This window comes from Pseudomonas sp. R9.37, from assembly GCF_963878885.1.
Lineage (GTDB): Bacteria > Pseudomonadota > Gammaproteobacteria > Pseudomonadales > Pseudomonadaceae > Aquipseudomonas.
Genome location: NZ_CAWNZA010000022.1, coordinates 606,985 through 629,157 on the forward strand (window position 1 = coordinate 606,985; position 22,173 = coordinate 629,157).

Consider the following 22,173-nt stretch of genomic DNA (forward strand, 5'->3'; position numbering starts at 1 on the left):
GTGAAGCGGCCGCACTAAAATGCCTTTCGAGGGTCAATAAACCTCGCAAGATCATCCACTTGGCTCCGCCAGCGGAGCCTGCCGCCTTACTCCCTTTCAAAGAAGTCATGCATGCACCTGCGCAAAATTGCAGTCGGGCTGTCAGCCCTTGTTTTGCTTTCCACCGGGGCAGATGCCCGTGGTTTGCTCGACCTTATCAAGCCACCCGCCCAGGAACACACCTCACGCGCAGGCTCGACCAGCCAGCGCGCGGCCCTCGACCTTTATTCCAGCAAGCAACAGCAGCCCTCGTTCGCCAGCTGCGCCGATCTGTTCCCTGGTGCCACACCGATCAACACCGCCACCGTGCCCAGCACCATGAAACCCATGGCGTTGTGTTCCGATAGCTTTGCGGTGCTCTACTCGCAAACGAGCAAGACGCCGCTGGTGGTGGTCGAGCGCTTGAACGCCGCCCAGCTCAAGGACGCCAAAGGCGAGGAACGCACCAACCAGTTCTACGCAGACCCGCGCATCCCCAAAGGCGCTCGCGCCGAGTTGAGCGACTACCGCAGCCAGCACCCGGCCGTGGACCGTGGTCATCAGTCTCCGGCGGCCGACGCGCCGAGCGCGAATGCCATGGCGCAATCCTTCGCGCTGTCGAACATGGTGCCGCAAGACCCCACCAACAACCGCAAGATCTGGAGCAAGGTCGAGGCGGATGTGCGCAAGTTTGCCGTGCGTGCCGGCGGCGATGTGTTTGTGTTCACCGGCCCGTTGTTCGACGCGGGCTACAGCACCATCGGCGACAACAAGGTCTGGGTGCCGACGCGCCTGTTCAAGTTGGTGTACGACGCCTCGTCGAAACGCGCCTGGGCCTATGTGCTGCCCAACGCTGAAACGCGCATCCAGAAGCCGATGGACTACGAAACGTTTGTGAAGAGTACCGGGCTGAAGCTGCTGGGCAATCTGCCGGTCACGGGGTCGGTGGGTCGGACGTGATCACCTGCGGCCGATCCAGCTGGCGCTTGATTGTGTAGAGCGCCACGCCCACCGCCAGGATGCCTGACACCGCGCCGACCACCAGCGCCCAGCGCGGGCCCAAGTGGTCGGCGACCCAACCGACGATGGGCGCGCCAATTGGCGTGCCGCCCAGGGCGACGGCGACGCGCAGGGCGATCACCCGGCCGCGCATCGCGGGTTCGGTGGTGAGTTGCATCAAGCTGTTGGTGGTGTTGCTGAAGGTCATGGCGCCCACGCCGATGACCACCAGCGCAATCGCAAACGTCCAGTAATTGGGCGCCAGGGCTGCCAGCACGCAGCCAAATCCAAACACTGCCGCACCGGTCAGCAAAGACTTGAACCGGGGGCGTTCGCTGCCCGCGGCAATCAGCGCACCGGCGATGGTGCCGATGGCCAGGGTCGAGGTCAGCAGCCCGTAGCCGCGCGCGTCGGCGTGGAACACAGTGACGGCCATGGTCGAGATGAAAATCGGGAAGTTCATGCCGAAGGTGCCGATCAGAAACAGCATCAGCAGGATGGCTTTCAAGTCCGGCCGCGCCCACACGTAACGCATGCCTTCGGTAAGGCTGCCTTTGGTACGCAGCGCGCGCACCTTGGTGTGTTGACTTGAGACGCGCAGGAAAAACAGCGACGCCAGCACCGCAAAAAAGCTCGAGCCATTGAGCAGGAACGCCCAGCCGGTGCCCACCGACGCGATGGTCACGCCGGCCACGGCCGGGCCGATCATGCGCGCCATGTTGAACGAGGTGGAGTTGAGTGCGATGGCGTTCGACAAGTCCTTCTCGCCCACCAGTTCTGCGACGAAAATCTGCCGCACCGGCGCATCGAATGCCGAGGCGCAGCCGGATAAAAACGCGAACACGTACACATGCCACAGCTGCACGAAGCCTGTGATGGTGAACACGCCCAGCGTCAGCGCCAGCAAGCCCATCACCGCCTGAGTGAAGATCAACAGCTTGCGCTGGTCGTAGTGATCGGCAGCAAACCCGGTCCACGGCAGCAACAACAACTGCGGCCCGAACTGCAGCGCCATTACGATACCCACCGCGGCGGCGTTGTGCGGCGTGAGCTGAGTCAGCACCAGCCAGTCCTGGGCGGTGCGTTGCATCCAGGTGCCGACGTTGGACACCAGCGCGCCGGCGGCCCAGATGCGGTAGTTGGGGCTGCGCAGGGAACGGAACGTGCCGAGGAAACTCATGACGGCTTCAGTTCCCCCGGTTGTCGAGCAACTCGATGATGGCTTGCGCCGTGCCCGATTCGCCCAGCTTGGGGAACACGTGCTGCAGGCTGTAGGCATGGGCCTCGGGGCTGACGTCGGTCATGGCATCGATGGCCAGGGTCACGTTGAAGCCGAATTCGTACGCCTGCCGCGCGGTGGCTTCGACGCCGGTGCCGGTGACGACACCCGTGATCACCACTTGCGTGACATTGAGCGCCTTCAACTGCGCCTCAAGGTCCGTGTTGGCGAAGGCGCCCCAGCTGCGTTTGGTCACCAGAATGTCGCTGGGCTGGTGGCCGAGTTGGGCAATCAGATCAGCCCAATCGGGTGGCAGGTCAGTGATGCGACGCGGCCGCTCGGTGCGTCCCGGCGCAAAGCCGCTGACATTCACCAGCACCACCGGCAGCCCGCGTTCGCGAAAGGCGTCGAGCAGTGCACGCGACCGCTCTATCACCGCGCCAATGGGATGGATAAAAGGGTAGCCAACGATGCCGTGTTGCAGGTCCACGATGATCAGGGCGGTTGTTGCATCCAGCGAGGTGACAGCCATGCTATTTCCTCAATCGGGTGATTCAAAAGTCGGCGAGGCGCTCCAGCAGTTTCACCGCAGCGGCGAGTTCGTGTTGTTCCTGGGGCGACAGTTGTTCCTGCAGCGCGTGCAGCAGCCAATCGTCTTTGGCGGCGCGGCTTTGGGTCAGGTGTTTGCGCAGGGCGGGCGTCAGTTCGATCAGCGTCTGCCGGCCATCGGATGGGTCCGGCTTGCCGCTGACAGCTTGCATTGCCTCAAGCCCGGCCACGGTGATGCGCATCGACTGCGGTCGCACACTTTCAGCGCGGGCGAGGGCGGACACGGTCGTCGGGCCATCGCGGTCCAGGCGCAGCAACACCGACTTTTGCGCGGTGGTGAAATCATCGGGGTGAGTCTGTTCGCGCAGGCGGCGGATCAGCTTGCCCAGTGAGATGCGCAGTTCGGCGGCCAGGGTGGCGGTGCCAGGAGAAGAGTCGGTCATGCCTTAACCGTAGCACCCGTGCAGGAAAACTCTACAGTTTGGCTGTATAAATTTTTCTTCATAAAGGCTACTTGTTGTGGCGAGTGGGCTTCCTGTGGCGAGCGGGCTTGCCCCGCGTTGGGCTGCGAAGCAGCCCCAGTTCGGTTAACGCGATTTTCCAGTAAGACCTCGCTGGCAGGTTTTAGGGCCGCTTCGCGCCCCAGCGCGGGGCAAGCCCGCTCGCCACAGGAAGCCCGCTGGCCAAAATAAGCGAGCGCACCACACCACGGCCCTCGGTTTATACTCGCCCCCCATTGCAAACCTTCAAACTCAAACAACCCGAGATCCCCGATGAGTACCTCTCTCTCCCTTGCCCCCGCGCGCAAGCCTATCGCGCCGCTGGTGGCTTTTATCATCCTGTTGGCGGGCGCCGTGTTCCTGCAAAGCAGTGTCGGCTCACGCCAGGTGCTGTTGCTGGTGGTCGGCGCGGCACTGGGTTTGACCCTGTATCACGCCGCCTTTGGCTTTACCTCCGCCTGGCGCGTGTTCATCAATGATCGGCGTGGCGCCGGCTTGCGAGCGCAGATGGTGATGCTGGCGGTGGCGGTCGTGCTGTTTTTCCCGGCGCTGGGGGCGGGCACGCTGTTGGGTCAGCCGGTGGTCGGGCTGGTGGCGCCGGCCGGCGTGTCGGTGGTGTTTGGCGCGTTCATCTTCGGCATCGGCATGCAGCTGGGCGGCGGTTGTGCCTCGGGCACGTTGTTCACTGTGGGCGGCGGCAATGCGCGCATGTTGGTGACGTTGTTCTTCTTCATTTGCGGTTCGTTGATCGCCACCCACCATGTCGATTGGTGGTTTGCACTGCCGGCATTCCCGGCGGTGTCCATGGTCAAAAGCTTCGGCGTCGTACCGGCGCTGCTCTTGAGCCTGGCGGTGTTCGCGATCATTGCAGCCGTCACCGTGCGCCTGGAGAAGGGCCGTCACGGCCAACTGGAAGAGGGCGTGACCAGCGAACACACCGGCCTGCGCCGTTTCCTGCGCGGGCCGTGGCCCTTGGTATGGGGCGCGATAGGCCTGGCGCTGCTCAATTACGCCACCCTGGCGCTGGCTGGGCGGCCGTGGGGCATTACCTCGGCGTTCGCGCTGTGGGGCGCCAAGGTCGCCAGCGGTTTGGGTGTGGACGTGGCCAGCTGGGCGTTCTGGCAGGTGCCGGGCAATGCCAAGGCCCTGGCCGCACCGGTGTGGGAAGACATCACCAGCGTGATGGACATCGGTATTGTCCTCGGCGCTTTGTTGGCGGCCGGCCTGGCCGGGCGTTTTGCGCCCAGCCTGAAAATCCCCGCGCGCTCGCTGGTGGCGGCGGTGATCGGTGGCTTGCTGCTGGGTTACGGTTCGCGTCTGGCGTACGGTTGCAATATCGGCGCGTACTTCAGCGGCATCGCTTCGGGCAGCCTGCATGGCTGGGTTTGGTTGGTGGCGGCGTTTATCGGTAACAGCGTGGGCGTGCGGTTGCGTCCCTTCTTCTTTGCGGGCGAGCGGCCGCAGGTGGCGTTAAGCGGCTGCTGAGCGAACCAGTGAGGTATGCGGCATGATTCGAGAACTGAGGACTTTCGTCAGCGCCGCGCGGCGCGGCACTTTTGCCGCTGCCGGTCAGCAGGTGGGGCTGACGCAATCGGCGGTGAGCGCGCAGATCAAGCACCTTGAAGACGCGCTGGGGGTGAAGCTGTTCGACCGCACCGGCCGCTCGGCCACCCTCAACTCGGCAGGGCAGCGTGCGGTGCCGCTGGCGGAGGAAATCCTCGATATTTTCTCGCGCATGGGCACGCCCGACAGGGCCAACAACTTCCACGGTTCGTTGCGCATCGGCGCCATCGGCAGTGTGCAGACCGGCATCCTGCCCAAGGCGCTGGTGGCCCTCAAACAGCGGGCGCCGTTTATTGAAGTCAAACTGGTGCCGGGGGTTTCGCTGAACCTGCTCAGCCAGGTCGATGCCGGTGAACTGGACCTGGCGATCATGATTCACCCGCCGTTCAACCTGCCAAAGGACCTGAATGTCGAGGTCATCGCCCGCGAGCCTTTTGTGCTGATCACCGCCAAGGACGTGCCGGGCGATGACCCGTTGCAGATCCTGCGCGAGCAGCCGTTTGTGCGATACGACCGGGGCTCGTTTGGTGGCCGCCAGGTCACGCAGTTTCTCAAGGAGCAAAAGATCCAGACCCAGCAGGCGCTTGAGCTTGATGAGTTGGACGCCATCGTCAAGATGGTCCGCAGCGGCCTCGGCGTGTCCCTGGTGCCACTGGCCGGCTTGTGGCTGGAACACGGCAGCGACGTGCGGGTTTTGCGATTGGACGACCTTACCTTCTATCGCGAAATCGTCTTGCTCACCAAGTACACCCAGCGCCAACTGCCGCTCTTCGCGTTATTCAGGGCGTGCATCATGGAAGTGCTCGGTGCGCCGAAGTAGGGCGCGAGCATCGAAAAAATTGAGGCTCAGGACGAAAGATATGCGCTTTATCGCTCGGTCTTTCTGGTGAAGAATCGAGTTCTGAATAACAGAACCCGCAGGTAGCCACCGTGAGCCTTTCGCCCTTTCATCTTGCTATTCCCGTCTACGACCTCGCCGCCGCCCGCCACTTTTACGGCGACGTGTTTGGCCTTCGCGAAGGTCGCTCCAGCGCGCAATGGGTCGATTTCGACTTTTACGGGCACCAGTTGGTCATCCACGAACACCCCAAGACTGAATCCCAGGCATCGGCGCACTCCAACCCTGTCGATGGTCACGACGTACCGGTCCCGCATTTCGGCATCATCCTGCACTGGGACCAATGGGAAGCCCTGGCCGATCGGCTCAGAGCGCGTGAAACCCGGTTTGTGATCGAACCCTACATCCGCTTTCAGGGCCAGGTCGGCGAGCAAGCCACGATGTTCCTGTTTGACCCGTGCGGCAACGCGCTGGAGTTCAAGGCGTTCAAGGACATGAGCCAGTTGTTCGCCAAGTAGTTGCCACCCGCGCGACCGTCGCCACCCGAGCGACGGCGTTAATAAGACGTGAAGCTGCATGCCTGCCGCATGAGAGAAGTGACGTGATGTCTGACGTTGACTGTGATTTTCGGCCTGTGCGTGCCGAACAGCGCTGGCAGTTCGAGCCGTGTGGCGACAGCTGCATCGTGGTGGTGTTTGCATCGCTGTTCAGCGCGCAGGCCAACCGCCGTGCCGTGGCGTTCAGTGCCACGCTGCATGACCTGTTGGCGCGTGGGCTGCTTGGCGGCGTGACCGATGTGATCCCGGCGATGGTGTCCGTGGGCGTGCATTATGCCCCGCCTATCATCGCCAGGCTGTACCCCGAACTGTTGCCCTACGACGCTATTGCCCAGGTGTTGGAAAACGCCCTGACTCAACAGCACAACCTGGCACGCATCACACCCAAACGCCTGGAAATCCCGGTGTGCTACGAGGGCGACTACGCGCCGGATCTGCTGGACATCGCCAACGCCTGCGCCATCACGCCCAACGAAGTCATCGCCGCACACAGCGGGCAGTGGGTCGACGTATTGATGGTCGGTTTCGCACCGGGCCATCCCTATATCGGCATGCACGAGCCTGCGTTGAAACTGACGCGCCGCGCCGTACCGCGCACGCTGGTCACGCGCGGCAGCGTCGGCCTGGCCAATTGTCAGAGCGTGATTTACCCCACTGATTTGCCAGGTGGCTGGAACATCGTAGGCCGCACACCGTTGTCGATGTTTTCGCCGGCCAATCAGCCGCCGTGCCTGTTGAGCGGTGGCGATCAGGTGCGCTTCGTGCCCATCACCGCCCGTGAATTTGAACAACTGGCCGGAGCGCAGCGATGACCATCAAAGTGATCAGGCCCGGTCTGTTTTCCACCTTTCAAGACACCGGCCGCGTGGGCTTCCAGCATTGGGGCGTGCCGGTCAACGGCGCCATGGACCAGGACGCGCATGCGCTGGCCAACCTGTTGGTGGGCAACCCGGCCACCGCTGCGACCCTGGAAATCACCCTTCAAGGCCCGGTCTTGTGCTTTCAGGCACAGGCGCTGATCGCCCTGGCCGGGGCTGACCTGGGCGCGCGCCTGGACGGTGTTGCGCTGCAACCCGGGCACGCCGTGCGCATCAAACCGGGCGCGATGCTTCGCTTCGAGACGCGTGAGTACGGCGCGCGGGCCTATCTGGCCGTGGCCGGCGGTTATCTGCTCACGCCGGTGATGAACAGCGCCAGCACGTATAGCCGGGGAGGGTTTGGCGGGCTGTCGGGGCGCGCACTGCAAGCCGGCGATGTGATCCCCATTTGCTCATCGTTCGCAAACCCCGTGCGGTTGAATATTCCTGCGGGCTGGCGGCTTGGCGCGCCGACACGTCCAGCGTCCATTCGGGTGCTGCCGGGGCGCGAATGGGCCGACTTCACCGAAACAGCTCGCCATGACTTCCTGCATGAGCCCTATCAGCTGACCGCTGCCTCGGATCGCATGGGGTATCGATTGGACGGCGCCACGCTGGACCTGACGCAGCCCCGCCAGCTGCTGTCCGAAAGCGTGGCCTTCGGCACCGTGCAAGTGCCCGCCGGCGGTCAGCCGATTGTGCTGATGGCCGACCGGCAAACCACCGGTGGCTACCCGCGCATCGCCCAGGTGGCCAGTGTGGATTTACCCAGGCTGGCGCAATTGTTGCCCGGCGATGAGATTCGATTTTCGCTGATTGATTTACCCACGGCTCAAGCGTTGTTCGTGGCGCGTGCACACGCGCTGGAACGACTGGAGGCCGCCCACTGAGCAAAAGCCATCGCTACCGATAATAAAAACAGGAGCGCTAGATGATTAAGCCCACGTTCACATTTCTTACTGTCGAGCATTAAAACCCCTCGCAACCTGACGGGTTTACTTCTGGGTGGAACTGTCCACCTCAATAACTCAAATGACCAACGGTCAGAGTGGAAGGTGTTTATGTCTCGCGTGATCGCTACTCCCATCCCATCGCCGCGTTTGGGCGAGTTCGACAAGACCGCTGACAGCAGCGCCACCAGGATCGCCAAGCGGGCAGCCATCGCTGCCGCGACGGGCACTGCAGTGGAGTATTACGAATTCGGTGTGTACGGCTTTATGGCGACGATTATCGCGCCGTTGTTTTTTCCCAGCGATAACGCCGCCGCCGCATTGCTGGCCACGCTGGCGGTGTTTGGCAGCGCATTCTTGATCCGGCCATTGGGCGGCATTCTGCTCGGGCGGCTGGCGGACCGCATCGGTCGGCGCAAAGTATTGCTGAGCACCGTCATCGGAATGGGCACCGCTACCGCGATGATCGGGCTGTTGCCGACGGCCGCCCACGTGGGGATTGCCGCGCCGATCCTGCTGGTGCTGATCCGGCTGGCGCAGGGCTTTTTCGCCGGCGGCGAGGTGATTGGGGCTGCGGCTTTTCTGGCCGAGTCTTCACCCAAGGGCCGCCGTGGCTTCTACGGTGCGTTCACGCCGGTGGGGGTTGCGATTGGCGGGTCGATGGCAGCGATCATCTGCGGCATCACCACCGGCCTTGTCGATGCGCAGCAGCTGCAAGCCTGGGCCTGGCGTATCCCGTTTTTCCTGGCGATTCCGTTGGTGATCTTTTCGTGCATCATGCGCCACAACGTCGAGGAGACGCCTGAGTTCAAAGCCTTTCTTGCCGTGGAAAAGCCGCCCACCGCGCCGGTCAAGGAAGTGCTCACGCAGAACCTGCCGGCGGTGCTGCGCGTGGTGGTGTTCGCCTTTGCACAGAACGCCGGCTACTACATCGGCCTGGTGTTCATGAACATCTACCTGACCACCTACCTGCATTTCGAGAAGTCCAAGATCTATTGGGTCATCGCCGGCGTCAGCCTGTGCATGGCCGCGCTGATGCCGTTCTGGGGCGGGCTGTCGGATCGTATCGGGCGCAAGAAAGCCCTGGCCATCGGCTTTGTCGGTTATGCGGTACTGGTGATTCCGATGATGGTGTTGATGAACAACAGCAGCCTGTTCATCGCGGTCCTGGCGTTTTTTGTGGCGACGCTGCCGATGCCGGTGATCCAGTCGGTGGGCTACCCGACCTATGCCGAGCAGTTTCCTACTCGGGTTCGTTACACCGGCATGGCCATCAGCATCAATCTGGGCGCCATCCTGGGCGGCGGGATCACGCCTTACATCGTCACATCACTGATCGGCTCGACCGGCAATTTGCTGATCCCGGGGTTTTTCATGGCCGGCGCGGCGGTCTGTGCGCTGATTGCCTTGACCACCTTGCGTGAAACCTCCCAAGGCGCTTTGCGTCGCTGAAAATGAATGTCCGAATACGTCCGCAAGTGGTCCGTCATGTGCCTGTCGCTCGCGTGCCGCACTGCCTAGTATGGCTTGCATCACTCGCTGAACTGCACGCCAACAGGACACCTCATGAGCCGCAAAGCCCTTATTGTTATCGATGCCCAGCATTCGTTCCGCCATTCAAGCTACTGGTCCGAAAATGACCTGCCGGGTTACCTGGAAAAGCAACAGGCCCTCATTGATGGGTGTGTTCAACAGGGCATCCCGGTGATACAAGTCTTCCATGTGGAAGACCAGGGGCATTTTTCGCTGGCCTCGGGCAATGTTCGGGCATTGAGCGAGTTGTCGATCAACCCTGACCAGGTCATTCACAAGCGCTTTCACAGCGCGTTCGCCGGCACGCCCTTGGCGGCGCGGCTCACGGAAATGGGAGTGACCACAGTGATCATCAGCGGCATCCGCACCGAACAGTGCTGTGAAACCACCACGCGGCAGGCGTCGGACAGTGGCCTCAGTGTGGAGTTTGTCAGCGAAGCGACGTTGACCTTCCCGATGACCCACGTGCGCAGCGGCCGGGTCTATACCGCAGCCGAAATACGCGAGCGTACGGAGCTGGTGCTGGAAGGCCGCTTTGCGCGCATCGTCACGGTCGCCCAGGCATTGGAGGATTGACCCGTGAGCGTGCCGGTGCTGTTTGTACTGCTGCCCAACGTGCTGATGCTGGACCTGGCCGGTCCCGCCGAAGTGCTGCGCCTGGCCACTCAGGTCGAGGACTCGACGGCCGTTGAGTTCGACTTGCAATACGTCAGCCCGGTTGAAACGCTGCAAACGTCCATCGGCTTGCCCCTGACCGGGTTGGCGCCGCTTCCGCCAACCCTGGCGCCGGGCACGCTGGTGGTATTGGTGGGCTCTACATCGAAGGTCAGCAAGGCGGGGCAGCAGGCATTTGAAGCGGCCAGCAGCGTGCTGACCCAGTGGCTGCAGGCGGTGTTCGCGCCGTCTGGCGAGAAGCTGGTTTGCGTCTGTGCGGGGGCCTTGAGCGCCGCCCGCGCCGGGCTGCTGGACGGACGCCAATGCACCACGCACCACGCACTGTGCGCCGCTTTGCAAACCCTGGCGCCCAAGGCTCGAGTACTGGAAAACCGCTTGTACGTCACCGATGGCAACATCAGTTGCAGTGCCGGCGTCACTGCCGGCATCGACCTGATGCTGCATTGGGTTGCCGAGCTGGCCGGGCCGCGACTGGCCTGCGCGGTTGCACGGGACATGGTGGTGTACATGCGCCGCAGCGGCGCCGATCCACAGCTGTCGGCCTGGATCGCCGGGCGCAACCACCTGCATCCCGCCGTGCATCGGGTGCAGGACGCCGTCGCCGCAGACCCGTGTGAGCCGTGGACCGTCGCGCGTATGGCCAGCCTGGCCTGCACCAGCACCCGGCACCTGGCGCGACTGTTTCACGAACACGTCGGCATCAGTCCGCTGGATTATCTGCACACCCTGCGTTTAACCGTGGCGCGTGAATTACTGGTTGAATCGACCCTGGACATTGAAACCGTCGCCGAGCGCGCGGGCTTTGGTTCGGCGCGGCATCTGCGGCGTATCTGGGGCAAATATGAAGCGGGGACGCCGTCAGCTGGGCGTGTCGGTGGTGGTTGACGCTTGATCGTCCTGGGCTTCGAGTTTGGCGCGGTCGGCTTTGCTGATGTATTTATCTTTGCTCTTGGGGGCCAATTTGGCGCTGGCTTTTTTCGCTTTGGCCTTGAAGAGCTGCTGCAGTTTTTTCTGGCGGTTCATGGTGTGCTACTCAGCGGGTAAGTGTTCGCATGATATCAGCTTGAGGCAGTGCGTCAGGCCTCGGCCTTGTGGAGTCAACCTATGCTCAGGTTCATCGTTGGGGTTGCCAGTCTGGTGGTGTTAGCGGTGCTACCGGCTGCGCACGCCGGCGACGCTTTCTACGTCAATCCTGAATCGACCGCTGCCCAGTGGGTAAAACACAACCCGCAGGCGGCCGATGCGGCAATCATCCGTGTGGCCATTGCCCAGGTGCCGAGTGCGCTGTGGCTGACCGGCAGCAGCCAGGGCAGCGATCAGCTTGAGCCGCGTGTGAAGCGCTACGTATCCGCCGCCGCCACGGCCCGCGCCACACCGATTCTGGTCGCCTACAACCTGCCGCACCGTGACTGCAGCGGCGGCGCCTCTGCAGGCGGCGCGGCCGATGCGACAGCGTATCGCGCCTGGATCGACCACCTGATCAACGGCGTTGGCCGCAAACCGGCGATCATCATCCTGGAGCCCGATGCCTTGCCGGACATGCAGTGCCTCAGTCAGTCTCAGCGAGACGAGCGCCTGGCGCTGTTCAACTACACAGTCGCAGCTTTCAAGCAACGCGCGCCCCAGGCCGACGTGTACCTGGACGCCGGTAACGCGCACTGGAAGCCCGCCGCGCAGATGGCCGATACCCTGCATGCGGCCGGGATAAAAAACGCACACGGTTTTGCGCTGAACGTCTCCAATTTCTACACGCTCGATCAATCCCGTGACTACGCCGACCGGATCAACGCCAGGCTCTTTGCCAATCACGCTTACACAAAAGCCGTGGTCGTCGACACCAGCCGCAACGGCAACGGCGCCGTCCCTGGCGACTGGTGCAACCCGCCTGCACGCAAGCTGGGCATGCTGCCGCACGCCGTCACGCCCAACCTGCTGGCGCTGTGGATCAAGCTGCCGGGCAACTCGGACGGCGCCTCTTCACCCATCGCCGACTGCCATGGTGGGCCGGCGGCCGGCACGTTCAGCGCGCCGTTGGCGCTGCGGTTGATCGAGGGCAAATAAACCCCTCTGCGTGACCCCGGTGCTGTTGGCGAACGCGCAACGGCCCTCGCCACAACGGAACGTCTTGGCATCTGGGTCGCTTTTCAGCGCCGATCTGTGCATTGAATCACCGGCTGATTTGCCAATAATCAGGCCGGGTATTCAGCGCAAACGGAAGGCATTTGATGAGCACCCATACCCGCACCCAACGCATCACCGTCCCGCAACTGGTCGCGATGAAAGGCCAGCAGAAAATCGTCTCCCTGACGGCGTATTCCAGCGCCATCGCCACGCTGATCGACCCGTTGGTCGACTTCATTCTGGTGGGTGATTCCACGGCCATGGTCGGCTATGGCCGGCCTTCAACCTTGAGCATGCAGCTCGAAGAAATCATCGGCCACACTCGCGCAGTGGTCGATAGCACGCGCCTGGCCTGTGTCATCGCCGACATGCCGTTTGGCAGCTACCAGGAATCCCACGAGCAGGCGTTTCGCAACTGCGCCCAGGTATTGGCGCGCACCGGGTGCGACGCCGTCAAGCTGGAAGCCAACCAGGCCTTGGCCAGCACGGTTGAGTTTCTGGTGGCGCGCGGCATTCCGGTGATGGCCCATGTGGGGCTGATGCCGCAGTTTGTGAATGTGATGGGCGGTTTCAAGGCGCAGGGCCTCACGATTCAAACCGCTGCGGTGATCGCTGAAGATGCGCGTGCCAACCTGGAGGCGGGCGCTTTTAGCCTGCTGCTGGAAGGCGTGGCCGAAGGTGTGGCCCGGCAGATCACCCAGGACGCGAAAATGCCGACGATCGGCATCGGCGCCTCGCCTGCCTGCGATGGTCAGGTGTTGGTCACCGAGGACGTGCTGGGCCTGAGCGGTGAGCACCTGCCACGTTTCGTCAAACAGTACGCCGATGTCGGCGCGGTGATTCGCGATGCCTGCGAGCGCTTTGCCGATGACGTACGCCACGGGCGTTTCCCCGAGGCGCGGCATTGCTACGGGCTTTGACGCATCGCCTGGACCAGCAGGTTTACGGCCTGGGCGATATCCTTGCCCCAGTCGAGGGTGTAGCTCAGGCGTAGGTGATGGCGCCAGGCGCCTTGCTGACTGAACAGTTCGCCTGGCGCAATGACGATGCGCTCGGCCCGCAGACGCTCGAATACCTTGCGCATGTCGACGGCGGGCGAAGCCTCAAGCCAGAAACTCGCGCCGCCGTGGGGGCGGTGTACCTGCCACTGATCGTGTTCGCTCAGCAGCGCGTCGAGTTGGGTCATGCGCTTGAGCAGCAGTGCCCGCAGCGCTTTCAAATGTGGGTCGATACGCTTGGACGTGAACAGTTTGGCGATCGCCTTCTGACGGATAGGCGACAGGCGGAACCCGCGCTTGAGAAACTCGCGCTGCAACTGCGAGCCTTGCCCGCGACTCAGTACGTACCCATAAGGCGCTTCCGCGCCGATGACTTTGTCGAAGGTCGAAAACACCAACAGCTTCTGCGGGTCGGCAAAGTCGCGATAGCGCGCCGGTCGCGGCTCGAAATACAACTCGCCGTAGGTGTCGTTTTCGAACAGCCAGATATCCCGCTCTGCCAGCCAGCGGCAAATCTGCTGTTTGTCCTGCGCGGGCATCACGCCACCCTGGGGGATATTCACCGTCGACGACAGCACCGCCAATCGAATCGGCGCCCGCTTCAGTACTCCTTCCAGCGCGGCCAGGTCGAACCGCCCGTGCGCATTCAGGTGCAACTCGATCACCCGGATCTTCGCTGCCTGCAGCTGACGCAGGATCGCCCACGAACACGGCGACTCCACCAACGCCACCGTGCCGGCGAGGTCCAGCGCGTTGAGCGCTGCGTCCAACACCGCGTGCAAGTCCGAGCCGATAAACACATGGTCGGCCTGCCAGTAACGCTCGGCAGATTGGGTGTAGCGCTCGGCCAATGCGGCACGCAACTCGGGCTCGCCGAACGGCAGGTACAGCGGCGCCAGCGAGCGCGGGTGTTGGCGGGTGAGTTCGCGTTCGAGCATCAGCAGCGGGTTTTCCAGCGACAGCAGCATCGCCGGGGCATCGCTGCTCAGCGCCAGCATCCCGGGCTGGCGGGCCGTGGCAAACACCTGGTCGAGCAGGCTTGATGTGCCTTCAGTCAATAACGGCGCCGGTAGCGATCGGGTGAAGTAGCCGAACTTGGCTTTGGCGTAGATCCGCCCTTGATCTTCAAGCAGCGCGTAGGCGTACTTGGTGGTCGACACTGACACACCCAGGCGCTCGGCCAGTTGGCGCAGAGACGGCAATTTGCGTTCGCCGTCTGGCGGGCCGGCGTCGATCAACTCGACCAGGTAGCGGTACACCGCCTGATAGGCGAACGCGCTGTGTTTAGTTCTATCCATGACTACTCGCGCTACTCGACCAGGTTACACGGGGAATACATCGGGGTTGGGGCCGGGCCAGTATTACTCAAGGCGATGTGATACGGAACTCAACGGCAGCCCTCCATGATCAAGCCGTGCACCCTTAACATTCCTGACGAGCGCGCGCGCCGCTGTGCTTATCGGATTGCAGATTTGAGCCGAAGCAGGAAATCATGGATGCTGCTGTCGATTCGTTCACGGGCCGTACGATGCGTTGGGGCCTGATACTTTCATGTCGAGCAGGAAAACCACACCATGCAAACCTCGCCGCCCGATGGATTACCTGTTTACCGGCTACTGACGGGCAAGGATGACGCCGCGTTTTGTCACCGCGTCTCGGAAGCCCTTGCGCTGGGTTATCAGTTATATGGCTCGCCAGCGGCCACCTTCAACGGCGAGTACGTCGTGGTGGCTCAGGCCATTGTTTGGGGGCCTGGTAAGTAGGCCCGTTGGCCTTGTCAGGTCAGCCCCTCGGCGACGTCCTTGGCCAGCGCCAAAAACGCCCGCGCCGCCGCAGGCTGATAACCCCCTTTGCGCTGCATCAACACGGCGGTGCGCTGTAACCGCTGCGGGCCCAGCTCAATGGCCACCAACTCTGGATGCGCCCGCGCAATCGCGGCGGGCAGCAGCGTCGACAGCGTAGTCCGGCGCACCACCTCAATCAGCGCGCCAATCACATTGGCCTCCATCACCACGCGTGGGCGAATGCCATGCGTGCTGCAATAGCGGTCAATCTGCTCGCGGGTGGCGAATTCCTTGCCCAGCAAAATCAGTGATTCACCGTCCAACGCCTCCAGCCCAATAACCCGCTCCTCAGCCCGCGGGTGCTGCTTGCCGACTACCAGTGCAAGGGTTTCGACCAGCAGGGGCGTGGCGTCGATGTCGGGCGCGTGCACCTCATCAAACGCGATCCCCACGTCCAGTTCGTCCGCCAGCAGGAGGTTTTCCATCTGTTCCTGGGCAACCTCACGCACGTTCAGCGTGATGTTTGGATAGCGGCCGTGAAAGGCCTCCACCAGCGGCCCCACCAGGTAGGTGGTGAACGTCGGCGTGACGGCAATCCTCAGCGTGCCCCGGCTCAGGTCGCCCACGTCATGAATCGCGCGCTTGCCTTGCTGCAGCTCCTGCGCCGCCCGCAGCGCATAACGCAGGTACACCTCGCCGGCATCGGTCAGCCGCGTCTGGCGACCGGATCGATCAAACAACTGGGCACCGAGGCTCTCCTCCAACTGCCGCACTTGCTGGGACAGTGCCGGCTGCGAGACATGCAGGGCCGCCGCCGCTTTGGTAAAGCCTTGGTGTTCTGCAACGGCCAGGAAGTAGTGGATATGGCGTGCCAGCATGTTTGTACTCATAAGATTATCTAATGTGCTGGATCATATATGAGACTTTTACCTTATTGCACGGGCTCCGTAACCTTTGCTCCATCGCATCGCGATTCAAAGGAGTTACCCATGCAAGACATCATCGACGGTTTCCTGAAATTCCAGCGCAGTGCCTTCCCTGAGCGCGCCGGCTTGTTCAAAGACCTGGCCAACCAGCAGAGCCCACGGGCGCTGTTCATCTCCTGCTCCGACAGCCGTCTGGTGCCCGAGCTGGTCACGCAGCGTGAGCCGGGCGACCTGTTCGTCATCCGCAACGCCGGCAATATCGTGCCCTCTTACGGCCCGGAGCCGGGCGGCGTGTCGGCGTCAGTGGAATACGCCGTCGCGGCCTTGCAGGTTCGCGACATCGTGATCTGCGGGCATTCCGACTGCGGCGCCATGACCGCCATCGCCACCTGCAAATGCCTGGACCACATGCCCGCCGTGGCCAGCTGGCTGCGCTACGCCGACTCCGGCCGGGTGGTCAACGAGGCTCGCCAGCATGTCGACCAGCCCGCCAAAGTCGCCTCCATGGTCCGCGAAAATGTGATCGCGCAATTGGCCAATATCCAGACGCACCCCTCGGTACGCCTGGCACTCGAAGAGAAGCGCGTGACCCTGCATGGCTGGGTCTACGACATCGAAAGCGGCTGTATCCAGGCCTTCGATAGCCGCACCGGCACCTTCGTGCCACTGGCCGATTACCCTGCCTGATGCACCGCGGTGTCTGCATCGCAGCGGTGCGGCGATCCGACAAGCCAGCTTCCACAGTTGATAGTTGGCGCTTTCCCCATCAACCGTTTTACCCATTGTTTTTACTCACGGAGATAACCCCATGATCCAGTCACACATCAGCCAGAACACTCGCCTTGCCCTGACCGACGTCATCCTGCTGGCCAAGGCCCGCAAAGACCTGTCGTTCGCCCAGATCGCCGAGGGCACCGGCCTGCACGAAGCCTTCGTCACCGCTGCGTTGCTCGGCCAACACCCGCTGCCGGCCGACGCCGCCCAAACCGTTGCCGACACCCTGGGCCTCGACGTGGACGCTGTGCTGCTGCTGCAAACCATCCCCGTGCGCGGCAGCATCGGCAACGGCATCCCGACCGACCCGACCATCTACCGTTTCTACGAAATGATTCAGGTCTACGGCACCACGCTCAAGGCACTGGTTCACGAGAAGTTTGGCGACGGCATTATCAGCGCGATCAACTTCAAGCTCGACGTCAAGAAGGTTGAAGACCCGGACGGCGGCTCGCGCGCGGTGATCACCCTGGATGGCAAATACCTGCCGACCAAACCGTTCTGATCACGTCCGCAAAGGGCCCGGCGGCGCCTGGTCGCCGGGCTCCACTCTCCTCACGATGTCGAAGAGGTTATCTGAGCATAAAAGCGTTACTTGCACTGGTGGTTGGGGTTTTTTGCAGCGCGGCGATGGCCGACCAGCTGCTTCCGGTTGAGCAATACAGCTATGCCCAGCACCTGGACATCGCCCACGTCATTTCCATCAGCGACATTGCAGACGTCTGCGCAGTGGTGCCTGTGCGCATGACTTATGAAGACTCGAAGGGCCAGCAGCACATTCTTGAATACCACGTGATGGGTAACGGCTGTTCCAACGGTTAAGCCACCCATTGTTTGTTTTTTACCGCTGCGCCCGGTGCGCCTGAGGGCAGCAACTTGAGGGCCATACCCATGGATTTAATCTTTCGCAATGTACGCGTCGACGACGCACAACCGCTGATGGATGTGGCGGTGCACGACGGCAAAATCATTGAAATTGCGCCTCGCATTTCAGCGCATGCCCAGCAGGAAATTCAGGGTCACGGCAACGTGCTGATACCCGGTTTTGTCGAAGGCCACCTGCACCTGGAAAAAGCCCATGTCATGCACCGCAAGGCCAATCGCTCCGGCACGTTGAAAGAGGCGATTGCAGTGACCGCCGAACTCAAACCCAGCTTGACCCGCGACGACATTCTGGAGCGCTCCACCCAGGTCTTACGTGCGCTGGTGCAAGCCGGCACTACTCATGTGCGTGCCCACGCCGAGTTCGACCCGGTACAAGGCTTCACCGGGTTTGATGCGGTGCTGGACCTGCGGGAGAAATTTCGCGACGTCATCGATATTCAGGTGGTCGCCTTTCCTCAGGAAGGCATCCTGAAGCTGCCAGGGATGCGGGAAATGATGGTCGAGGCCATGGAAAAAGGCGCCGATGTGGTGGGCGGCATTCCCTACAACGATGACTCGGCGCATGAACATATCGACTTTGTGTTCGCCCTGGCCAAGCGCTACGGCAAGGACATCGATTTGCACCAGGACTTCGCCGACCACGCCGAACACATGACCATTGAGTACCTCGCGCGCAAGACCCTTCAGGAAGGCTATCAAGGCCGCGTGTGTGTCGGCCACCTGACAAGCCTGGGCGCCGTGCCACCGCACAAACAGCACGAGATCATTGCGCTGATCCGCGAGGCTGGCATCAGCGTCATGTGCCTGCCTGCCACCGACCTGCACCTCGGTGCGCGCGGCGACAGTCATAACGTGCGCCGCACGCTGACACCGGTGCGGGCCCTGCGTGATGGCGGCGTGAATGTGTGCCTGGCCACCAACAATATTCGCAACGCCTTTACCCCGTTTGGCACCGGCGACTTGCTCAATATTGCGCAACTGGCAATTCCTGCCTGCCACCTGGGCGGGGCGGACGACCAGGCCACGGTGTTGTCGATGCTCACCACAAGCCCGGCCAAAGCGCTGGGCTTGAAGCACTACGGGTTGGCAGTGGGTAAGGCTGCTGACCTGGTGTTGTTGGATACGCGCGCAGTCAGTGATGTGATTCTCGATTTACCGACGCGGTTGATGGTGCTCAAACGCGGGAAGATCGTGGCGACATCGGCCTGTCAGCGTTCGGTGGTTTTTTGACCCGGCGTGCTTGCCCTGGCCAGAAACCCGCTGATCAGCGCCACCACTTGCTGCTGAATCACCGCCCGTGGCCGCGCCCCTTCGCCATCCCGGCAAATCATGCCATCGCCCGGCGAGCTTTCTTCAATCAATGCCATGCCACCCGGCTTGCAGATCGGCATAAAGCTGAAGTGCGTGGCGTCGCTGATCTCCACGTACTGCGTGGAGGATGTTGGCATGCGCTTGACCATGTCGGCGGACTCCAATTCGGGCGACATGTCCTCGGTTGGCACGCCCCCGGCGATCACCAGCGCCGGCACCGGCAGTGCGGCCAGGCTGGCGCTGGTGAAGCCTCGCGACAAGCCCAGGTCCAGTGACACAACTGCGGTGATGCGTTTGTCGCTCAAGTCAGCGGCCAACTGGGCCTTGCCGGCGGGCGTGGCGGCGGGGTTCATCTGCTGGTAGCCGATGCAGCCGCCCAACTTCGGGTGTTCGGCGCAGTCGCGGCTGAACAGCTCGGGGTCGAAGCGTGCACCGGCGATTTCCATCACGGTCCAGCCGCCGAGGGAGTGGCCCACCGCAGCAATCCGGGTAGGCGCAACCGCGCCAAATTGCTGCGGCTGAGCCAGGACCGCGTCGATAGCGCGGCTCAGGTCGGCCGGGCGCAGCCACAGTTGCGCGGCAGCTTGGGGGCTGCGGTCTTTGGTGGTGGTGCCGGGGTGATTGACCGCAGCCACGATATAACCCTGGTGCGCCAAGGCACTGGCCAGCCACACCTGTTTACCCCAATTGCCGCCGTAGCCGTGGGACAGCACCACCAACGGATGCTCGCCGGCAGCCGGTGGCGCGTCGGGCACGGCGAGGGCGCCGATGAACACCGCGTTGTCGGCGATCAGCTTGGGTTGGGCTGTGGAGGTAGCGGGGTACCAGACCACCAGTTCCAGCGGGCGCTGGTGTGTGGCATCGGGCAGCGTGGCGGTCTTGAAACCCACCGGGCTTTCGGCCGCGAAGGCGGGCGTAGACAGGCACAGCAGCAACAGGGCGCGCAGCGCGGTTTTCATTGTTTTTATCGTCCTTGATGTGGGTGGCGCATCATTACCTGAAATGCCCTCGCAATGCATCCCCTGCCGGGTCACCTGCAACGCTTGAAACGCGCTTCTACGGTGCTTCGAAACCCTCGTAATCCAGGGAGATCTCATCGTCTTTCGGATAGCTGACGTACACCACCACCGCGTCGCTGCTGTCGACCAACGCGTAAGGCCATTTACCGTTGGCCTTGCGCATGTGCTCATACAACGGCAGGAAAAAATCCTTGGTCTGACCGCGTGGGTCGTAGGGCGCTTGCACCTGGAAAATCGGGTAATGACCGCCGTTGCACAGCTGGATGCGTTCGAGCTGGAAGTTGTTCTTCTCCAGTAACGTGCGGGTGGGGTGCTGCCAGGTGGCCAGGTTGACGTCCACGCAGTCGTGGGCGGTGGTGGTGTAGAGCGTGGTGTCTTTCAGGGCGGGGAGGGCGTGGGCCAGGCTGGGTAAAAGCAAGAGCAGAAGGGGGCGAAGGCGCGGCATGGCGAGGTTCCGAGAAAGATGGGGTTTGGTTGGCGTGTTTTTACCAGCTTTATAGGTGTGAAGCGTTTGGTATCTGGTCGAGGTGCTTTGGCTTCACGGGGGGCTGTTGGCTTATGGTGGTATGCGCTGCGAGATAGCCGGCTTTAGACCCCATATGGTCAAATCACGAAACGCATGTTCCACCGACAAAGAATGGGACTCGCTGAATTTTCACCTCGCTCATTGTTCGCCAATCATTCAGCACAACCTCTCGCGCACAGCCCTCAATACCGCTTCTATGTGCCAGGTTTCGACGCCGATGGCGACCGCTTCGCCGGCATCAAGCACTAACTCAATTTGGGTGGCTATGGCTTGTTCGAAAAGCAGTCGCTGCGCGTCTTCAAGCAGCCTGCGTTTACCTGTGAGCCAATAGCGTTGTTTGCCCGTCAGCAACGCAAGGGTTTGCGGGTAAGTGCACTGCAGCTTTCGACGCAAATTGACCAGAGCCGGTTTGTCGCCTCGGTCAATTGCCGGGGTCAGTACATACTTGTTGCCCGACGCTGCCTCCAGATCGTATTTGTCTTGCAGATATTCATCGACACTCATGCAACTGATGACCGTCTCACGCTCTCCCGTCATGACGTTGATCAAGTGCGCGTTAACGCCGACGTAGCAGAACTCCGTCATGCCGTGGACGACGTAATCCTCACTGTTACTGCGAATAACCCAGTAATCACAGTTGGCGGAAAGCTCACATGACTGAATGACAAAACGCTCAGGTTTGCCATCTCTCATGACGCCGTCAAACAGGCTAAGCACGATTTCGCAGGCCTGCTCTGCGGTTAGCAAGGAGTTGATCCTTGTCACGCTTTGCCAAAGCCAAGCAATGAACGCAGCCAGCCTGCCGACTTTCGTTCATAGAAGGGTGCGGTTTGTGTGAGGAAGTAATCGCTAAGGCCTGATTCCCCCGCGTGAACGCGATAGAGGTCAACGGGTTCGCCATCCGGAGCGCTATCCCCGGCAACGTTACCGGCTTCGCGCATGACCCGTTCAATATCCCCATCCGCTTCAATACCAATGATCAGATGAGGCTTCTGATCAGACGATGCGTCATGCATCAACGCCAGAAATGCACGCTTTACGTTGCGATGTTTGGCGAGTAATTGCGTAAGCGAGTTGACCATCTTCGACGGATAGTGCGACGGCTGTCCGAGCAGCACGTTGGTGTCTTTTTCTACTGTGCGCTGCACGGGCTCCTGGCCGAACCCGTCAGAGAGCAGATGGCGCACTTCCTCCGGGAAAAACTCTTTGCCGTAAGCAGACTTTGGATTGAGGAAAAGAGGGGTGCCTAGTGTGATTTCAAACAGCGATCTGGCCGGGATCTCTATGTAGGATTCTTTGCTATCTATGGATCTTTGGAGTGTTTGCAACGAAGAAAAAAACGGGATGACTGCGCAGCCGTCAGGTTTTTGCCAGTGCGCAATGCTGATGTTGCTACCAGACTCGATGTTGACTTGACCTTCGCCAATGCCGGCAGTGCCGAGGACGTAGACGGAGGAATTCAACAGAGTCTTGAAAAAGTCTGGACGATGGGCCGGTTCATTCGCCGCCAGCCGGAGTGATTTTTCGAGGTTGTTTTCTTGCTGGGTATCCATGATGTCCATCGGCAGTTC

At 61.8% G+C, this 22,173-nt stretch carries 26 protein-coding genes; 16 read left to right on the plus strand and 10 right to left on the minus strand.

The features are described 5' to 3' along the window. Nucleotides 1-111 precede the first annotated feature (111 nt). A complete protein-coding gene (locus AACU78_RS14950) occupies nucleotides 112-978 on the plus strand; it encodes a DNA/RNA non-specific endonuclease (protein WP_106576574.1) in 867 nt (288 codons plus the stop codon). On the opposite strand, the gene AACU78_RS14955 is transcribed toward AACU78_RS14950, so the two are convergent. Genes AACU78_RS14955 through AACU78_RS14965 form a run of 3 tightly spaced genes read right to left on the minus strand, consistent with a single transcriptional unit; the run spans nucleotide 953 to nucleotide 3,228 of the window. Continuing rightward, on the minus strand, nucleotides 953-2,197 hold the full coding sequence (locus AACU78_RS14955; RefSeq protein WP_106576575.1) for an MFS transporter: 1,245 nt from the start codon (nucleotides 2,195-2,197) through the stop codon (nucleotides 953-955). The genes AACU78_RS14950 and AACU78_RS14955 overlap by 26 nt on opposite strands. A 7-nt stretch (nucleotides 2,198-2,204) precedes the next feature. Then, nucleotides 2,205-2,768, minus strand: a complete 564-nt coding sequence (locus AACU78_RS14960; RefSeq protein WP_106576576.1) for an isochorismatase family protein — start codon at nucleotides 2,766-2,768, stop codon at nucleotides 2,205-2,207. A 22-nt stretch (nucleotides 2,769-2,790) separates the two neighbouring features. Continuing rightward, the gene (locus AACU78_RS14965; RefSeq protein WP_106576577.1) at nucleotides 2,791-3,228 is read right to left on the minus strand and encodes a MarR family winged helix-turn-helix transcriptional regulator; all 438 of its coding nucleotides are present in this window, start codon (nucleotides 3,226-3,228) and stop codon (nucleotides 2,791-2,793) included. A 330-nt stretch (nucleotides 3,229-3,558) separates the two neighbouring features. On the opposite strand from AACU78_RS14965, the gene AACU78_RS14970 reads away from it, so the two are divergent. From AACU78_RS14970 to AACU78_RS15005, 8 genes are all read left to right on the plus strand, one after another. Next, nucleotides 3,559-4,770: a YeeE/YedE family protein gene (locus AACU78_RS14970; RefSeq protein ID WP_106576578.1), complete on the plus strand. Its 1,212-nt coding sequence runs from the start codon at nucleotides 3,559-3,561 to the stop codon at nucleotides 4,768-4,770. A 22-nt stretch (nucleotides 4,771-4,792) separates the two neighbouring features. Continuing rightward, nucleotides 4,793-5,668, plus strand: coding sequence for a LysR family transcriptional regulator (locus AACU78_RS14975; RefSeq protein ID WP_106576579.1), 876 nt, complete (start codon nucleotides 4,793-4,795; stop codon nucleotides 5,666-5,668). A gap of 110 nt (nucleotides 5,669-5,778) precedes the next feature. Further along, on the plus strand, nucleotides 5,779-6,204 hold the full coding sequence (locus AACU78_RS14980) for a VOC family protein (RefSeq protein ID WP_106576580.1): 426 nt from the start codon (nucleotides 5,779-5,781) through the stop codon (nucleotides 6,202-6,204). Between the two features lie 86 nt (nucleotides 6,205-6,290). Next, entirely contained in the window at nucleotides 6,291-7,055 is a 765-nt protein-coding gene (gene pxpB, locus AACU78_RS14985; protein ID WP_106576581.1) for a 5-oxoprolinase subunit PxpB, read from the plus strand. Continuing rightward, complete coding sequence (locus tag AACU78_RS14990; RefSeq protein ID WP_106576582.1) at nucleotides 7,052-7,990, plus strand: 5-oxoprolinase subunit C family protein; 939 nt, start codon at nucleotides 7,052-7,054, stop codon at nucleotides 7,988-7,990. The genes pxpB and AACU78_RS14990 overlap by 4 nt, the downstream gene beginning before the upstream one ends. A 171-nt stretch (nucleotides 7,991-8,161) precedes the next feature. Then, entirely contained in the window at nucleotides 8,162-9,502 is a 1,341-nt protein-coding gene (locus AACU78_RS14995) for an MFS transporter (protein ID WP_106576583.1), read from the plus strand. Between the two features lie 114 nt (nucleotides 9,503-9,616). Further along, nucleotides 9,617-10,159, plus strand: a complete 543-nt coding sequence (locus AACU78_RS15000) for a cysteine hydrolase family protein (RefSeq protein ID WP_106576584.1) — start codon at nucleotides 9,617-9,619, stop codon at nucleotides 10,157-10,159. A gap of 3 nt (nucleotides 10,160-10,162) precedes the next feature. Next, nucleotides 10,163-11,143: a GlxA family transcriptional regulator gene (locus tag AACU78_RS15005; protein ID WP_106576585.1), complete on the plus strand. Its 981-nt coding sequence runs from the start codon at nucleotides 10,163-10,165 to the stop codon at nucleotides 11,141-11,143. Here AACU78_RS15005 and AACU78_RS15010 read toward each other — a convergent pair. After that, nucleotides 11,117-11,281: a DUF2986 domain-containing protein gene (locus tag AACU78_RS15010; RefSeq protein ID WP_106576586.1), complete on the minus strand. Its 165-nt coding sequence runs from the start codon at nucleotides 11,279-11,281 to the stop codon at nucleotides 11,117-11,119. The two genes, AACU78_RS15005 and AACU78_RS15010, sit on opposite strands and share 27 nt — an antisense overlap. An 81-nt stretch (nucleotides 11,282-11,362) precedes the next feature. On the opposite strand from AACU78_RS15010, the gene AACU78_RS15015 reads away from it, so the two are divergent. Both AACU78_RS15015 and panB read left to right on the plus strand, forming a co-directional pair. After that, nucleotides 11,363-12,319: a glycoside hydrolase family 6 protein gene (locus tag AACU78_RS15015; protein WP_106576587.1), complete on the plus strand. Its 957-nt coding sequence runs from the start codon at nucleotides 11,363-11,365 to the stop codon at nucleotides 12,317-12,319. A gap of 164 nt (nucleotides 12,320-12,483) precedes the next feature. Then, nucleotides 12,484-13,299 carry a 3-methyl-2-oxobutanoate hydroxymethyltransferase gene (gene panB / locus AACU78_RS15020; protein ID WP_106576588.1) on the plus strand — a complete coding sequence of 272 codons (816 nt, stop codon included), beginning with the start codon at nucleotides 12,484-12,486 and terminating at the stop codon, nucleotides 13,297-13,299. On the opposite strand, the gene AACU78_RS15025 is transcribed toward panB, so the two are convergent. Then, the gene (locus tag AACU78_RS15025; RefSeq protein WP_106576589.1) at nucleotides 13,287-14,675 is read right to left on the minus strand and encodes an aminotransferase-like domain-containing protein; all 1,389 of its coding nucleotides are present in this window, start codon (nucleotides 14,673-14,675) and stop codon (nucleotides 13,287-13,289) included. The genes panB and AACU78_RS15025 overlap by 13 nt on opposite strands. Nucleotides 14,676-14,951: 276 nt before the next feature. Between AACU78_RS15025 and AACU78_RS15030 the strand changes: the two genes are divergently transcribed. Continuing rightward, a complete protein-coding gene (locus AACU78_RS15030; RefSeq protein ID WP_106576590.1) occupies nucleotides 14,952-15,140 on the plus strand; it encodes a DUF1737 domain-containing protein in 189 nt (62 codons plus the stop codon). 14 nt (nucleotides 15,141-15,154) lie between these two features. Here AACU78_RS15030 and cynR read toward each other — a convergent pair whose 3' ends face one another. Next, nucleotides 15,155-16,039, minus strand: coding sequence for a transcriptional regulator CynR (gene cynR / locus AACU78_RS15035; RefSeq protein WP_106576591.1), 885 nt, complete (start codon nucleotides 16,037-16,039; stop codon nucleotides 15,155-15,157). Nucleotides 16,040-16,150: 111 nt separating this feature from the next. Here cynR and AACU78_RS15040 point away from each other — a divergent pair, with 111 nt between their 5' ends. The 4 genes from AACU78_RS15040 (at nucleotide 16,151) to AACU78_RS15055 (ending at nucleotide 18,976) form a co-directional block, all read left to right on the plus strand. Beyond that, nucleotides 16,151-16,774 (plus strand): carbonic anhydrase, encoded by a 624-nt coding sequence (locus AACU78_RS15040; protein ID WP_106576592.1) that lies wholly within the window; start codon nucleotides 16,151-16,153, stop codon nucleotides 16,772-16,774. A 121-nt stretch (nucleotides 16,775-16,895) separates the two neighbouring features. Then, entirely contained in the window at nucleotides 16,896-17,366 is a 471-nt protein-coding gene (gene cynS, locus AACU78_RS15045) for a cyanase (RefSeq protein WP_106576593.1), read from the plus strand. A 77-nt stretch (nucleotides 17,367-17,443) separates the two neighbouring features. Further along, nucleotides 17,444-17,683 carry a DUF2790 domain-containing protein gene (locus AACU78_RS15050; RefSeq protein WP_106576594.1) on the plus strand — a complete coding sequence of 80 codons (240 nt, stop codon included), beginning with the start codon at nucleotides 17,444-17,446 and terminating at the stop codon, nucleotides 17,681-17,683. A 69-nt stretch (nucleotides 17,684-17,752) separates the two neighbouring features. Further along, nucleotides 17,753-18,976 (plus strand): amidohydrolase family protein, encoded by a 1,224-nt coding sequence (locus tag AACU78_RS15055; RefSeq protein ID WP_106576595.1) that lies wholly within the window; start codon nucleotides 17,753-17,755, stop codon nucleotides 18,974-18,976. On the opposite strand, the gene AACU78_RS15060 is transcribed toward AACU78_RS15055, so the two are convergent. The 4 genes from AACU78_RS15060 to sseB all read right to left on the minus strand — a co-directional run bounded on the left by AACU78_RS15060 (nucleotide 18,955) and on the right by sseB (nucleotide 22,164). After that, nucleotides 18,955-20,016: an alpha/beta hydrolase family protein gene (locus tag AACU78_RS15060; protein WP_106576596.1), complete on the minus strand. Its 1,062-nt coding sequence runs from the start codon at nucleotides 20,014-20,016 to the stop codon at nucleotides 18,955-18,957. The genes AACU78_RS15055 and AACU78_RS15060 overlap by 22 nt on opposite strands. A 97-nt stretch (nucleotides 20,017-20,113) precedes the next feature. Further along, nucleotides 20,114-20,521, minus strand: coding sequence for a hypothetical protein (locus AACU78_RS15065; protein WP_106576597.1), 408 nt, complete (start codon nucleotides 20,519-20,521; stop codon nucleotides 20,114-20,116). Between the two features lie 237 nt (nucleotides 20,522-20,758). Beyond that, nucleotides 20,759-21,349 carry a hypothetical protein gene (locus tag AACU78_RS15070; protein WP_256586917.1) on the minus strand — a complete coding sequence of 197 codons (591 nt, stop codon included), beginning with the start codon at nucleotides 21,347-21,349 and terminating at the stop codon, nucleotides 20,759-20,761. Between the two features lie 14 nt (nucleotides 21,350-21,363). Next, nucleotides 21,364-22,164: an enhanced serine sensitivity protein SseB gene (gene sseB, locus AACU78_RS15075; protein ID WP_106576599.1), complete on the minus strand. Its 801-nt coding sequence runs from the start codon at nucleotides 22,162-22,164 to the stop codon at nucleotides 21,364-21,366. Between the last annotated feature and the right edge of the window lie 9 nt (nucleotides 22,165-22,173).

Bases quoted from the DNA above. Each gene is read 5' to 3' on its own strand.
- AACU78_RS14950 (WP_106576574.1), top strand. From the start codon at position 112: ATGCACCTGCGCAAAATTGCAGTCGGGCTGTCAGCCCTTGTTTTGCTT.
- AACU78_RS14955 (WP_106576575.1), bottom strand. From the start codon at position 2,197: ATGAGTTTCCTCGGCACGTTCCGTTCCCTGCGCAGCCCCAACTACCGC.
- AACU78_RS14960 (WP_106576576.1), bottom strand. From the start codon at position 2,768: ATGGCTGTCACCTCGCTGGATGCAACAACCGCCCTGATCATCGTGGAC.
- AACU78_RS14965 (WP_106576577.1), bottom strand. From the start codon at position 3,228: ATGACCGACTCTTCTCCTGGCACCGCCACCCTGGCCGCCGAACTGCGC.
- AACU78_RS14970 (WP_106576578.1), top strand. From the start codon at position 3,559: ATGAGTACCTCTCTCTCCCTTGCCCCCGCGCGCAAGCCTATCGCGCCG.
- AACU78_RS14975 (WP_106576579.1), top strand. From the start codon at position 4,793: ATGATTCGAGAACTGAGGACTTTCGTCAGCGCCGCGCGGCGCGGCACT.
- pxpB (WP_106576581.1), top strand. From the start codon at position 6,291: ATGTCTGACGTTGACTGTGATTTTCGGCCTGTGCGTGCCGAACAGCGC.
- AACU78_RS14990 (WP_106576582.1), top strand. From the start codon at position 7,052: ATGACCATCAAAGTGATCAGGCCCGGTCTGTTTTCCACCTTTCAAGAC.
- AACU78_RS14995 (WP_106576583.1), top strand. From the start codon at position 8,162: ATGTCTCGCGTGATCGCTACTCCCATCCCATCGCCGCGTTTGGGCGAG.
- AACU78_RS15000 (WP_106576584.1), top strand. From the start codon at position 9,617: ATGAGCCGCAAAGCCCTTATTGTTATCGATGCCCAGCATTCGTTCCGC.
- AACU78_RS15010 (WP_106576586.1), bottom strand. From the start codon at position 11,281: ATGAACCGCCAGAAAAAACTGCAGCAGCTCTTCAAGGCCAAAGCGAAA.
- AACU78_RS15015 (WP_106576587.1), top strand. From the start codon at position 11,363: ATGCTCAGGTTCATCGTTGGGGTTGCCAGTCTGGTGGTGTTAGCGGTG.
- panB (WP_106576588.1), top strand. From the start codon at position 12,484: ATGAGCACCCATACCCGCACCCAACGCATCACCGTCCCGCAACTGGTC.
- AACU78_RS15025 (WP_106576589.1), bottom strand. From the start codon at position 14,675: ATGGATAGAACTAAACACAGCGCGTTCGCCTATCAGGCGGTGTACCGC.
- AACU78_RS15030 (WP_106576590.1), top strand. From the start codon at position 14,952: ATGCAAACCTCGCCGCCCGATGGATTACCTGTTTACCGGCTACTGACG.
- cynR (WP_106576591.1), bottom strand. From the start codon at position 16,039: ATGCTGGCACGCCATATCCACTACTTCCTGGCCGTTGCAGAACACCAA.
- AACU78_RS15040 (WP_106576592.1), top strand. From the start codon at position 16,151: ATGCAAGACATCATCGACGGTTTCCTGAAATTCCAGCGCAGTGCCTTC.
- cynS (WP_106576593.1), top strand. From the start codon at position 16,896: ATGATCCAGTCACACATCAGCCAGAACACTCGCCTTGCCCTGACCGAC.
- AACU78_RS15055 (WP_106576595.1), top strand. From the start codon at position 17,753: ATGGATTTAATCTTTCGCAATGTACGCGTCGACGACGCACAACCGCTG.
- AACU78_RS15060 (WP_106576596.1), bottom strand. From the start codon at position 20,016: ATGAAAACCGCGCTGCGCGCCCTGTTGCTGCTGTGCCTGTCTACGCCC.
- AACU78_RS15065 (WP_106576597.1), bottom strand. From the start codon at position 20,521: ATGCCGCGCCTTCGCCCCCTTCTGCTCTTGCTTTTACCCAGCCTGGCC.
- sseB (WP_106576599.1), bottom strand. From the start codon at position 22,164: ATGGACATCATGGATACCCAGCAAGAAAACAACCTCGAAAAATCACTC.